Source organism: Streptomyces sp. NPDC088387 (assembly GCF_044753385.1).
In the GTDB taxonomy this organism is placed as follows: Bacteria; Actinomycetota; Actinomycetes; order Streptomycetales; family Streptomycetaceae; genus Streptomyces.
The window spans coordinates 41,972-54,974 of the sequence record NZ_JBIVNC010000003.1; the positions used below are offsets into that span (position 1 = coordinate 41,972).

7 protein-coding genes and 1 tRNA gene are annotated in these 13,003 nt (G+C 69.1%); 3 read left to right on the plus strand and 5 right to left on the minus strand.

Annotation, left to right across the window (positions count from 1 at the left end; translation table 11 throughout):
* Nucleotides 1–266 precede the first annotated feature (266 nt).
* Nucleotides 267–3,827: a LamG domain-containing protein gene (locus ACIQAC_RS08340; protein ID WP_402188276.1), complete on the minus strand. Its 3,561-nt coding sequence runs from the start codon at nt 3,825–3,827 to the stop codon at nt 267–269.
* Nucleotides 3,828–4,488: 661 nt separating this feature from the next.
* On the opposite strand from ACIQAC_RS08340, the gene ACIQAC_RS08345 reads away from it, so the two are divergent.
* Nucleotides 4,489–4,998, plus strand: a complete 510-nt coding sequence (locus ACIQAC_RS08345; protein ID WP_402188278.1) for a hypothetical protein — start codon at nt 4,489–4,491, stop codon at nt 4,996–4,998.
* A 493-nt stretch (nt 4,999–5,491) separates the two neighbouring features.
* Here ACIQAC_RS08345 and ACIQAC_RS08350 read toward each other — a convergent pair.
* The 4 genes from ACIQAC_RS08350 to ACIQAC_RS08365 form a co-directional block, all read right to left on the minus strand.
* Nucleotides 5,492–5,564, minus strand: a tRNA-Lys gene (locus tag ACIQAC_RS08350).
* Between the two features lie 114 nt (nt 5,565–5,678).
* Nucleotides 5,679–7,208, minus strand: a complete 1,530-nt coding sequence (locus tag ACIQAC_RS08355) for an amino acid permease (protein WP_402188280.1) — start codon at nt 7,206–7,208, stop codon at nt 5,679–5,681.
* A 258-nt stretch (nt 7,209–7,466) separates the two neighbouring features.
* Nucleotides 7,467–9,590 (minus strand): DEAD/DEAH box helicase, encoded by a 2,124-nt coding sequence (locus ACIQAC_RS08360; RefSeq protein WP_402188282.1) that lies wholly within the window; start codon nt 9,588–9,590, stop codon nt 7,467–7,469.
* A 243-nt stretch (nt 9,591–9,833) separates the two neighbouring features.
* Entirely contained in the window at nt 9,834–10,397 is a 564-nt protein-coding gene (locus ACIQAC_RS08365; RefSeq protein ID WP_402188284.1) for a hypothetical protein, read from the minus strand.
* A 360-nt stretch (nt 10,398–10,757) separates the two neighbouring features.
* On the opposite strand from ACIQAC_RS08365, the gene ACIQAC_RS08370 reads away from it, so the two are divergent.
* On the plus strand, nt 10,758–11,108 hold the full coding sequence (locus ACIQAC_RS08370; RefSeq protein WP_402188286.1) for a metallopeptidase family protein: 351 nt from the start codon (nt 10,758–10,760) through the stop codon (nt 11,106–11,108).
* A gap of 122 nt (nt 11,109–11,230) precedes the next feature.
* Entirely contained in the window at nt 11,231–12,937 is a 1,707-nt protein-coding gene (locus ACIQAC_RS08375; RefSeq protein WP_402188288.1) for a metallophosphoesterase, read from the plus strand.
* The last annotated feature ends 66 nt before the right edge of the window (nt 12,938–13,003 follow it).

The following is a 13,003-nucleotide window of genomic DNA, read 5'->3' on the forward strand; positions in this document are numbered from 1 at the left end:
GCACGTCTGGACGGCCCGGCGGTTCGGCGGCCACGGCAAGTGGAGTGAGGGGAACGGGAATGGACAGGACGGCGGCCAGCAGGACCGTCAGCCCTGTGCGCCGGCCGAAGGGACCTGGGGGAAGCAGGCGTATGGACACGGGGAGGCTCTCCGAACGAGGAAGGGCAGCCGGTGTTCGGCCGGAAGGCTTGAAAGGGGAGCTGGACAGCTGGCGGACGTGCCCGGTCGCCGTCTGCGGTGCGGGGTGCAGATGGCGACGGGGCTGATCAGTAACCGACGAGCGACTCCACTTGGGCTCCGTCCTTCACCGCGCCCGCCCACAGCAGGACTTCGGTGATCCGGCCGGGCAAGAAGTGGTTCCAGGAACCGGTCCAGCCCTTGCCCACCGCGAACTCGCCACTGCCCGCGGATGTCGCGTACTCCATCGCATCGCCCTGGGGGCCACTGCCGACGTAGAGCGTGATCTTCCGTGTGTGGGCGTCGTATGCCCCGACGAGACCGACCTCGGCGTCCAGAACAGCTTCCTCATCGCTCACCACTGAGGCGCCACTGCCGTCAGCAGTCAGTCGGCCGAAGTGCCAGCGGGCCTCCGGCACACTGCGGACCACCGGATTTCCGGCGTCGTCGAGAACCGGGGCTCCCTCGTCATCCACCACAGCCTCGTTCGTCATACCGGTCTTCTCCACCCACAGACTCCAGGACGATCCGCTCGCCGTCCGCTGGCCGAGAATCTGGGCGCGGTGACCAATCGGCTTGTCAGCAAGGGCATCGGAGACCACGTCGACCCTGGTGGCCACGGTGAACGAACCGGAGTCCGACACCAGTGGCCGGGAAGCGGTGGCTGAGCCCGTGGTGCCGTTGAACACCAGAGCTTCGCCGTCCAGCGACGCCCCTGATGACAGGGTCAGCTGATTGCCGTATCCGCTCAGGTCCGGCAGCGTGGTCCCGGAGGCACCTTGAGGCGCGTAGTGGGCCACCAGTTCCACGTAGGACTGTCCGTCGGCGTTCTTGAGGCCGGCCTCCCTCTCGATCTGCGTGGCGTTCTTCACCAGCTGCCAGACCGAGACCTCGTCCACATCACCTGTGAAGTGGCCGGAGTACACACCCTTGGACTTGGCTCGACCAATTTGCAGCGCACCCCCGGAGGACCATGCGCCCGTGGTGAGGTCATCCTTGCCCTGCTCTACACCGTTTACGTACAAGGTGAGTTTTCTGGTACCGGTGTCGACCACCGCGGCGAGATGGGTCCACAACTTGGTCTGCGGAGCATCGGTGGAATCGACGCGCTGGTTGTCGACAGCGGTGGTGGCGGTGTCGGCGTCCGACAGGCGCAGGCACCATCGGTTGACGTCGGCGCAGTACCCCAGGAAGAACGGGCTGGACTGGGTGCCGTCCTGGCCCAACACCGTCTGGGTCGTACCGGTCGCGTCCAGTCGTGCCCAGGCGGCCACGGTGTACGAAGCCTGCGTCTCCAGCAACTTGCCCGGCGTCGCCGCATAGGACTGGCCGCTCAGGCGCAGAGCCTTGTCCTCGGCGGTGACGCCGTTCTCAGTGATCTCTCCGCGGCGGCCGGTGTTCACCCGGGTGCCACCGCTGATCGTCGCGTCATCACGGTAGGCCGCCTCGGATGCCGACACATCCACCGCGGCACCCGACGCCTCGTTGAACGTCCAGGCTCCGACCGGGCCATCGCCCTCCTTGACCAGAAAGCGAACAGCGTTCTCACCACCCGCCCGGCCAGCGGCATCCTTGGCCTGAACGGTCAGCGCCACGGTGCCGGAGTCGACGGGAGTGATCGTCTCCGTCACCGAGGCACCGGACTTCCAGTCGCTCCACGTGCTGCCGGTCGACAGCTTGTAGCGGTAGGCCACATTCGTGTCTCCCGAGGCAGCCCCGAACGTCACCCTGCCCGGAACATTGGGCCCTCCGGCCGGTACGCAGTTGCCCGGCAGGCAGGCGCCGTACACGGAGCCGAAGGTGATCGACGGCGGCTTCGGACGGGTGCTGTCAACGGTGAAGTAGCAGAACGGCGTCCATCCACCGGTCAGCTTGCTCGCTCCCTTGTCGTAATAGGAGCGTGTGACAGCTCGATAGCGGTACTGCTTGTTGTCGGCCAGTGCCGCGTTCCAGACCTTGTTCTGATCGACTCCGTCCCCTACATAGCCCGAGGGGGGACTCTCCGATCCGGTGGTCGGCTCTGACGCGTCCGACCATGTCCCGTCCGTGTTCTTCACATCGAGATCGAAGTACACCCGCAGGGACGCACTGCTCTCGCCTCCCGCGGCCGTCTGCGGCGTGGCCGCCAGATTCGGCTGGGAATACGTCCACATCGTGGGCGCGGAGGAGTTCTTCGAGCAGATCTCGGCGGTACCGCTCTCCAAGCCGTACTCGGTCGGAGTGGCCGGCTTTCCGACGTAGTCCACCACGATCACTGCGTCGTCATCGAATCGCTTCCAGGCAATCGGGTCCGACTCGTCCTTCGCCTTCAGCATCAGTGTCAGCGTCGAGAACTTGCCGTCGGCGAACGCTTTCACCGTCGGCGTAAGGTTCTCATCCGGCTCGTCGGGGTTGTCGTGAAAGGCGATCGGAGCCCGGGGTTGCGAGGGCGAGCAAAGGCCACCGCGCCCTGCCGAGACGTGGCGGTCACCTATCTGATCCCAGGAGTTGTCGCTCTTCGGCCCTCCGGGACCGGGCCACTTCGTGGACGACGAGATGCCATCGGTACGTTCCAGATCCACCCAGCGCGCGTCGCACGAGAACGACCATGTCTCGGTGACTTCGAAACGTGCGTCCAGAATGTGCTTGCCTTTGAGTTTGCCCGGCGTGAACTCGAAATACATACGATTGGTGTAAGCGCTACCGGAGGTGCAGTAGTAGATGTAACCGCCGATGACGGCGGAGCTGCAACGACCTACGCTCATTCCGTTCTCGCCGCCGGAGAAGTTGTAGAAGCTGTCCCCGTCCGACGAGAGGACCGTGCGCTCGGACTCGTTCAATTCCACGGCAGGATCGATGTAGAGAGGGAGTTCGGCGTTTGTCGTCTCGGCGATCAGCCCGCTGTCGGGCTTGACCGTCAGCTTGGACGGACTCACGTCCACGTCCATCACGGCGGACTCATCACCCATCCCGGGCCCCGACAACGGATCGCCCTCATCCATCGGACCCACAGGACGCTTCTCGGTGTTCACCGGTGTCTCTTGCCGGTCTGTCTGCGCAAGGGTTTTCACCGAGACGGTCTGAGGGCCGGGCCCGGACTGGCTCGCGGCGGGGGCATCGATGTCACCCGCGGAGTTCCACATACGGGCCGACGGTGAGCGGAAGACAACCCGGCCATTGCCGTCGAGAGCCTCCATGCTGCCCGCGGCGCCCTGCCGGACCTGCAGGCCCGTTGCCTCCATCGAGTACTCGATGGAAGCGAGTCTGGGGTCCTTGGCCGCCTGGAGGGTGTTGACCTCCAGTACCTGACGGAAGCCCTCCACCGTGGCCGTGAGGATCAGATTCACGTCCGGGAGGACATTCTCATAAACGGCCTGCTGCCCGGAAAGGTGTGGAGCGGGCAGTGCGCCCGGCCAGCCCAAGGTCACGGACCGGCCATCCTCCGCGATGGTCACCAGTTCCTTGCCGTCGCCACCTGGCGAGAATGTGAGGTCCACGGCAGCGGCTTTCGGCTCGATCGCCCCGTCCTCCCGCTGAACCAGCGTGGCGTCCGGCGTAGCCCATCCTTCGCCGGGCTTCTGCACACGCACTGGGACGATCGACTTCTCCAGCGTGAACGTTTCGCCGTCTGGCTTGGCGAACACCGTTTCCCTCTCGGTTCGCTCGCCCACGACCTCGACTCGTTGACCGGAGGCAGCCGCATCCCGTTGCGCCTGCTGCGACTCCGAGAGTGGAGGCGCGTCTACGGCGGCTGCAGGAGTCGCGAGCACGGGCAGTGAGGCGAGCATGGTGACAACTGCCACCCATGACAGGCCATGCCGAGCACTCCGCCAGCGTCTTCGCAGCGTCCACGTCTCGGACATCGCACACCCACCCCCTGTTCACATGCCCCACACAGATGATCGAATCAGACAGGCAACACACCGTGACTGTCAAGGAACTTGCTGCAACCGATGCGGGAGGGGTGCAGGCCGTCGACAGCCTCACGCCCGAGCGCTCGAATACCGATTACGGTCACGCACATCGACCTCGGAAAGGGCAATCCGGGCAGACGCCGCGCTACGGGAGGAGCCGCGCCGGCTAGCGTCTCCAGCCGTCTAGGAGCCTCGCTGGACACCGTATGATCACGCCTCTCGGAGAGGTGGGGACATGGTTCGAATGCCCGTCGACGGACGGATGGGAACACTGGCAACGGTCGGCATCGTTTTGCTTTTCTTGACCGGCTGCGGCTCGGAGAACGGAAGTGCACAACAGAGACCCGAAACGCCATCGAGGCCAAGCAAAAGCGCACCGGAACCTGCCGTAGCGGAGCTCCCGCAGCGCACTCTCACGGTGAGCGATATCGAACAGATATTGCCCGACGCCACAGACTTGCCGGGTTGGAAACCGGTGTTCGAGCCTCTGGCCACCGAGGGGCGGGTGGGGTGTCAAGACATCTTCCCCAATGGTTGCCGGGGCACCGTCGCCAGCGGGGGATCCGACGTGACGCGCGGCAAGCGAACGCCGGAGGCATGGGTGAGACTCAGCTTCAATCTCTATTCCGCAGAGAGCGACCGGGCAGCGCATGATCTCTTCGCGGAGCTGCCCCTGCGCGGCGCCAAGGTGAAAGCCAAGAGTGCCGTTCCCGCAGATGAACATGTGACCACGCGAGAGAAGATCGACAAGACCATTGTGCTCGGCTCCAAGACCCGAGTCGATGATGTACTCATGTGGGTCTACGTCACGGGTTCGGACCGGTCGGCCACCACCAAACGCCTCGATTCAGCATTGCGCCTGGCCTACGAACGCTTGGTGCAGGCCAAGCAGGGGACGGCCCCGAATGCCAGTGCCGAGATCAAATAGACGGTTGGTATGTGAAGCTTCGGTCAGGCGGCACTCCTCCTCCGCGGGCAGCGGGGGTGCCCCACAGCGGCCGATTCGTGGCGCTGCCTCCGACTGGTCGATCGGGATGTCATGAGAACGCGTCTTGCGGTTGACGTGCACGCGAGGCTGGTGTGGGGAGACACCCTCGGCCCAACTGACCTGCCGCCAACTGCTCTTCGGAATCTGCACCATGTCTCCACGACACTCACGCACGCAGTCGGCGGCCATATCCACACGGCGAAGGCGACCCTGCGGCACCCCACCGCCATGCCGGCCTCGACCACACACGAGGCTGCTCCCTGAGCTGGAACGCGAAGTCGCCGAGCAGCGGCCGAACCGCCCACAGCAGAACCCGCCGGTCTAGCAGGTCACCGACCCCGCGGCCCCGCAGACAAGTCAGCGCTCGAGCCGGCCACAGCCGACTCGAGCGCTGCACACCAGGTCAGAGGGGTTGAACCCTCCCCCGCATCCGTAGGCCCTGTGGGACTCGAACCCACAACCAATGGATTAAAAGTCCACTGCTCTGCCAATTGAGCTAAGGGCCCGCACGGTGGTGCGTGATGTTGCCTCCCCGAGCATAGCCGGAGCGGGCCGTGTCTCCGATCGGGTATCGGGGACACGGCCCGGCGTGTGGGGGACGGGCTTCACCGATCGGGGGGCTAGGGCGTGTCCGCCGCCGCCTTGCCCGGTTCCCGCCCCCCGTTGCGCTCGTGGGCCGGGTTCAGGAACCAGTGTCTGGCCGACGCCAGCCACCAGGTCGCGGCGAAGCCGAGGACGACGAGGACCGCGATCGGGGCGTAGTTGAAGGTCTCCCAGGTGACCGGGGAGACCTGCGGGAGCATAAAGAGGATCGTGATGACGCCCACCCAGGCGACCGCCACCACGCCGATCACCGTGGACCAGCGGCCCAGGTGCCAGGGGCCGCGTTCGAAGGCCTCGCCCTTGCGCAGCCGCAGCAGGGTGGGGATGACGTACGCGATGTACAGGCCGATCACGGCGATCGACGTCACCGCCGCGTAGGCCGTGACATTGATCAGGTAGGGGAGGCCGAGGAGCAGCGCGCCGCCGGCCGCGAGCCAGACCGCCGCGACGGGGGTGCGGGTGCGGGGGCTCACGGTGTGCCAGACGCGGGAGAACGGCAGGGCGCCGTCGCGGGAGAAGGCGTAGATCATGCGGCTGTTGGCGGTCACCGACGCCATGCCGCAGAAGAGCTGGGCCCCGATGACCACCAGGAGCAGGAGTTTGCCGGCCGTCGCGCCCAGGGCGTCGAGGAGGATCTGGGCCGGTGGTACGCCCGTCGGGGACGCCAGGGCGCCCTCGTAGGACTGGATGGCGAAGGTGAAGCCGAGGAGGAGGACGAAGCCGGCGATCCAGGAGGTCCAGATGGCGCGGACGATGCCCTTGGGGCCGGCCGTGGAGGCGTCGTGGGTCTCCTCGGTCATGTGGGCGGAGGCGTCGTAGCCGGTGAAGGTGTACTGGGCCATGAGGAGACCGAGGAGCACAACGTAGAGGCTGCTGCCCCAGCCGGTGTTGTTGACGAACTCGCCGAACACGAAGGACGCCGACTGGTGTTGGTCGGGGACGAAGGCGAGGGCGCCGACGATGACCGCCACGCCGAGTACGTGCCACCACACGCTGACGCTGTTCAGTACGGCGACGATCCGCACGCCGAAGGTGTTCAGCAGCCCGTGCAGCAGCAGGATCCCGGCGAAGAGGAGGATCGTGCGGCCCTCGGTGATCTCGAAGCCGAACTGGAGGTTCAGATAGGCGCCGAGGAAGGACGCGGCGCCGAAGTCGATGCCCGCGGTCACGGCGACCTGCCCGAGCACGTTGAACCAGCCGGTGAACCAGGCCCAGGCGGCGGCCGTACGGGCGGGCGCCAGCCGGTGCGCCCAGAAGTACAGGCCCGCGGAGGTCGGGTACGCCGAGCAGATCTCGGCCATCGCGAGCCCCACGAACAGGGTCATCAGTCCGACCGCTACCCAGCCCCAGGTGATCACGGCGGGGCCGCCGGTGTTCATCCCGAACAGGTAGAGGGTCAGACACCCCGACAGGACCGAGATGATCGTGAACGAGACCGCGTAGTTGGAGAACCCCGACATACGGCGGGCCAGGACCTGTGTGTATCCGAGCTGGGCCAGCCGTTCCTCGTCGGTCGGCGCCTCGCTCACCTTGCCGTCATCTGTCATGCCCCCAGCAATTCCCTCACCGGGGGCGTGACACACGTCACAACTTGGCTAGAAAAGGCCCTTGTACGCCTTCCAGTTGCCGGTGATCTTCACCCGGCCGAAGAAGGTGCCGTCGCCCTGGCCGGAGTAGCGGTACAGATTGTTCGACTTGTCCTGCACGACGAGATCCCCGTCCCGTGGGGCCCTGCGGCGGACGGGAAACGCCTGGGCCCCACCGGTGATCGGTGGGGCCCAGGCGTGGGGTCAGCTCACGTGGTGTCAGCCGTTGCGCTTCCAGCGCGGCTTGTCGTCGCGGCGGCCGAAGGACGAGCCGCCGGTGCCCCGGTGGTCGTCGCGGCGGCCGTACGGACGCTCGTGGCCGCCGGTGCGGAAGCCGGGGCGGTCGCCCTGGCGGTCACGGTTGAACGGGCGGTCGCTGCCCCGGTGTCCGGTCCGCTCGTCGCGGCGCTCGGCCGGACGGGCGGGACGGTCGTCGCGGCGCTCGGCCGGACGCGCCGGGCGGTCGTCGCGGCGGAAGCCGGGACGGTCGTCACGACGGTCGAAGGAACGCGCCCCCCGGTCGTCACGACGGTCGAAAGAACGGCCGCCACGGTCGCCACCGCGGTCATCACGACGGTCGAAGGAACGGGCCCCCCGGTCGCCACCACGGTCACCACCGCGGTCGTCACGGCGGTCGAAGGAACGGCCGCCACGGTCGCCACCGCGGTCATCGCGACGGTCGAAGGAGCGGGCTCCCCGGTCGCCACCGCGGTCGTCGCGGCGCTCGAAGGAACGGCCACCACGGTCGTCGCGGCGGAAGTTACCCCGGTCGTCGCGCCGCTCGAAGCCACGGCCACCGCGGTCGTCACGTCGGTCGAAGGAACGGTCACCCCGGTCGTTCGACTCCGGCGCGGACGCCTGCTCCGGCAGCGCGGCCTGCGCGGCGGCCTCGGCCACCGCGGCCTGCGCCTCGGCGACGGCCACCTCCGGGTCCTCACCGCGCTCGCGGGCGACCCGTGCGACGAGGCGGTCGGCCTCGTCGCGCAGCTCGGTCGCGCGCCGCTGCGCCCGCTCCAGCTGCTTGTTGAGCTGGGCGACCTCGCGCTCGGCCTGCTGTGCGGCGTTGCCCGCGGACTCGGCCTGGACCTCGGTCATCGACCGGGCACCGGTGATGTCCGCGACCTCGGGCTCGAAGGCGCCGGCGCCCTGGATGATGTGGCGCGAGGCGTCGACGCCCGCGTCCTCCATCAGCCGGAAGATCTGCCGGCGCTGGTGGGGCAGGGCCAGGGAGACGACAGTGCCGGAGCGACCGGCGCGGGCGGTGCGGCCGGAGCGGTGCAGGTAGTCCTTGTGGTCACCGGCCGGGTCCACGTTCAGGACCAGGTCGATGCCGTCGACGTGGATGCCGCGGGCGGCGACGTCGGTCGCGACGAGCGCGTTGACGTAGCCCTCCTTGAAGTCGGCCAGCGTCCGCGTACGGGCGCCCTGCGTCATGCCGCCGTGCAGCGCGTCGGCCTTCACCCCGGCGTCACGGAGCTGCTCGGCGATGCGGTCCGCGCCCAGCTGGGTGCGGACGAAGATGATGGTGCGGCCCTTGCGGGAGGCGATCGCGGCCGTGACCGGCGCCTTGTCCTTGGGCTTCACGACCAGGATGTGGTGCGACATGGTCGTCACCGCGCCCTGCGCCGCGTCGACCTCGTGCAGGACCGGGTCCTTGAGGTAGCGGTCGACGAGGGTCTTGATCTCGTTCTCCATGGTCGCGGAGAAGAGCATCCGCTGACCGCCGGCCGGGATCTGGTCGAGCAGCTCGGTGACCTCGGGCAGGAAGCCCAGGTCGGACATCTGGTCGGCCTCGTCGAGTACGGCGATCTTGACGTCCTCGAGGGAGCAGGCACCGCGGTTGATGATGTCGCGCAGCCGGCCCGGCGTGGCGACGAGGACGTCGACGCCGCGCTCCAGGGCGTAGATCTGGTTACCCATGGACGTACCGCCGCAGACGACCTTCATCTTCAGGCCGAGGACGTCGCCGTAGGGCTGGAGGGCGTCCGCCACCTGCATGGCGAGCTCGCGGGTCGGGGTGAGGATGATCGCGCGGGGGCGCTTCTTCTCGGTGCGGCCGCCGGCCAGCGTGGCCAGGGTCGGCAGGCCGAAGGAGAGGGTCTTGCCGGAGCCGGTGCGGCCACGGCCGAGGATGTCCTTGCCGGCCAGGGCGTCCGGGATGGTCGCCGCCTGGATCGGGAAGGGGGTGGTCACGCCGTTCTGCGCGAGCTTGCGCACCACGCCCTCGGGGAGGCCGAGCTCCGCGAACGTGGCCTCGGGGGTGGCCTCGATGGTCACCTCGGGAGCGTCGCTCTCGTCCCCGTTCTCGGGCACGACGACGTGATCAGTACTGGAAATGGACATGCGAATGCGAAACCTTCCGGAGTCTCGTCGGCACGCGCCCGTCAACTCCGTGATTCGCATTCGACCGCCTCTATGCGGTCCGCCACGGCAAGGGAGAGTACGCGCCACACGGCGCGCTCTGCATGGCGCCGGGCAATTGGTATCAAACGATCTACCACCATACGCACCCGCTGCCCCCGAGGGCAAACCGAGTTCCGCTCCTGTAGGGAACGTCACTCGGTCCGGCCCTGGGTCGGCCAAGGCCTAGGCCGGCACGCCCGCCTCCGGTGCGGGCTCGCGCTGGACCAACTGGGCGCCGGTCTGCGGGTGCGCCGACGAGGAGGGTTCGGCGACCGTCGGCTCGGGGGAGGACGGCGGTTCCGGGCTGGGCTCCGGCGGCTCCGGCTCCTGGGTGGTCCGGGTCGGCGTCGGCTGCGGCTTGGGCGGCTCCGGGTCGCCGCCGCCCGGCGGAACGGTCCGCCCGGGGCCGGGGGGCACCGGGGCGGAGGCGCCCGGCTTGACCGGGGAGGAGGCCGACGGCGCCCCGGACTCGCCCGGCTCGCCCTTGCCGTCCGCGTCGTCGCCGTCCTTCCCGCGGCCCTTGCCGTCCTCGCGGCCGTCGGCGACACCGCCCGCCTCGCCGCCGTAACCGGCGCCGCCGCCCGATACCGCCGCGCCGCCGTCGGGGGCCTCGCCGCCGCGCTGGCCCGCCGAGTGCGACGGTTTGGCCCGTCGGCCGTCGTCGTCGCCGACGCTCATGCAGCCGGCGACGGCGGCCACGGCCACGACGGTGACGGCCAGGCGGACGGGTACGTACAAGGGGCGCACGAGAGCCACCTCCGAGGGGGTGAAGAAGTCAACGTGCCCAACTCCCCCCGCCCACAAGAGGACACGCGTCCGCCACCCGGTATCCGGGTGGCCCGCACCCGGCCCGATCCGTGGCCCGGACGCCGTCCCGTCGAGCGCGTCCCGGCGCCGCCGCCGTGAACCCGTCGAGCCGCTCGGCCACCCTCATGACGTCGATCACGTGCCGCGCACTTGAGTGCACTGGGGGCGCCGGGCGCCGGCGCCCCGAATGCGGTGCCGCGAGAGCCCGGTCCACCCCGGTCCACCCCGGTCCACGGGGGAATTCCGCCGGGCGGGACCGCCATACCCGCAATCACGGCTCCGTCACGGACAATGGGCACTGTGCTGGAAATGACACGTGAGGCGTTCGAAGAGCTGGTGAGCCAGGCCCTTGACCGGATTCCGCCGGAGCTGACGCGGGTCATGGACAACGTGGCCGTGTTCGTGGAGGACGAACCGTCCCCCGACGACCCCGGACTGCTCGGGCTCTACGAGGGCACGCCCCTCACCGAGCGCGGCGAGTGGTACGCCGGGGTGCTGCCCGACCGGATCAGCATCTACATGGGCCCGACCCTGCGCTATTGCGAGACCCCGGAGGACGTGGTCCACGAGGTCGCCGTGACCGTCATCCACGAGGTCGCCCACCACTTCGGCATCGAGGACGAACGCCTCCACGAACTGGGCTGGGGCTGACCACCCCGCACCGGCCCCCGGATCCCCACCCCCCGTCCCCGGACCCCCACCCGGCCCAACCGCCCCTCCCACACCCACCCGGCACCCGCATATCCACCCCCGCACATGGGCATACGGGATCAATGGTCCGCGTCCCCGCCGCCGCACGGAATGCCCTGCACCGACTCCTCGCCGCCGCCCCGACCACCTGGAACCGTCACCGGCAGCCGGGCCGCCCCGCAAAGGCGCCCCGCACCAGGACGCGCTCCCGGCTCCAGCCGGTCGTCGCGCTGGTCCCGCAGTCGAACCCCTGGACCCGGGCCCTCGGTCTGATAGTGGTCGTGATGCTGGGCGCCTGGCTCGGCCTGCTGGTCGTCGGCAACGTCCGTGTCCCGGTCGGCCCGATGGACACCACGATGACGCTGCGCCCCTCCGTCTCCGGCGGCACGAAGATCAACGTCTCGCCACTGGGCGCCCTGCACCTGGACAGCCATGTCGCGCCGGTCCGCCTGGACGTCAACGTCGACCAGCTCGACCCGGTCCGCGCCCAGGCCCTGGTCGACCACCCCGAACGGCTCTCCGGCCTCCAGGAGGAGGTCGCCGCGGACGTCGGCCGCGGCACCCTCGACCTCGCCGTGCGCTCCTGCGTCGCCGTGGTCGCCGGCGCCACCGCGCTGGGCCTCGCGGTCTACCGCCGCCCCCGGCGCGCGCTGGCCGCCGGCGGCCTCGCCCTGGCCCTGCTCGCGGCCTCGGGCGGCACCGCGTACGCCACCTTCAACCCCAAGTCCGTACTGGAACCGCGCTTCTCCGGCCTGCTCTCCTCCGCGCCCTCGCTGGTCGGCAACGCCCGCAGCATCGTCACCGAGTTCGACGTCTACCAGAAGGAACTGGCCCGTCTGGTCACCAACGTCACCAAGCTCTACGACGCCACCTCGACGCTCCCCGCGTACGCGCCCGACCCATCCACGATCCGGGTCCTGCACGTCTCGGACATCCATCTCAACCCGGCGAGCTGGAAGATCATCGCCTCGCTGGTGGAGCAGTACGACGTCAACGTGATCGTCGACTCCGGCGACACCATGGACCACGGCACGGCCGCCGAGAACGGCTTCCTGGACCCGGTCGAGGACCTGGGAGCGCCGTACGTCTGGGTCCGGGGCAACCACGACTCGACCGCCACCCAGCAGTACATGGAGGACCTGAAGAACGTGCACGTCCTCGACGACGGCCGCGCGGTCGACGTCGCCGGACTGCGCTTCGCCGGGATGGGCGACCCGCAGTTCACCCCGGACCGGACGGCCGTGCAGGGCGGCAAGGAGGTGCAGACGCTGGCCGGCGCCCGCCTCGCGTCGGCGCTGCGCGACCAGCGCCGGGCCGGCACCCCGGTCGACATCGCCGTCGCCCACGAACCGGACGCCGCCCGCCAGACCGACGGCGAGGTGCCGCTCGTGCTCTCCGGCCATCTCCACCACTCCGAGATGGAGGTCATGCCGTACGGCACGAGGCTGCGGATCGAGGGGTCGACCGGCGGCAGCGGACTGCGCGCGATCGAGGGCGAGCACCCGGACCCGATCGAGGCGTCGATCCTCTACCTGGACCGGGACACCCGGCGCCTCCAGGCCTGGGACGAGATCCGGCTCGGCGGACTCGGTCTGACCACGGCCGAGGTCAGCCGCCATCTCCCCGAGGAGAACCAGCCGGGGGCCACCCCCACACCGGCCTCGACCGGCTCACCGACCCCCACCGGAACCGCCGCCGGGCCCCCCACCGGCACACCCGCCCCGGGCGGAACACCCGCACCCACGACCGGCGCGCCCCCACCCGCGTCCCGTCCCGAGGAGTCCCCGTAAACCGTTTTGGCGATACCTCCCGGCATCCCATATGCTTCTCACGTCCCCGACGCGCTGCGAAGCGCC

Bases quoted from the DNA above. Each gene is read 5' to 3' on its own strand.
- ACIQAC_RS08355 (WP_402188280.1), bottom strand. From the start codon at position 7,208: ATGACAGATGACGGCAAGGTGAGCGAGGCGCCGACCGACGAGGAACGG.
- ACIQAC_RS08360 (WP_402188282.1), bottom strand. From the start codon at position 9,590: ATGTCCATTTCCAGTACTGATCACGTCGTCGTGCCCGAGAACGGGGAC.
- ACIQAC_RS08375 (WP_402188288.1), top strand. From the start codon at position 11,231: ATGGTCCGCGTCCCCGCCGCCGCACGGAATGCCCTGCACCGACTCCTC.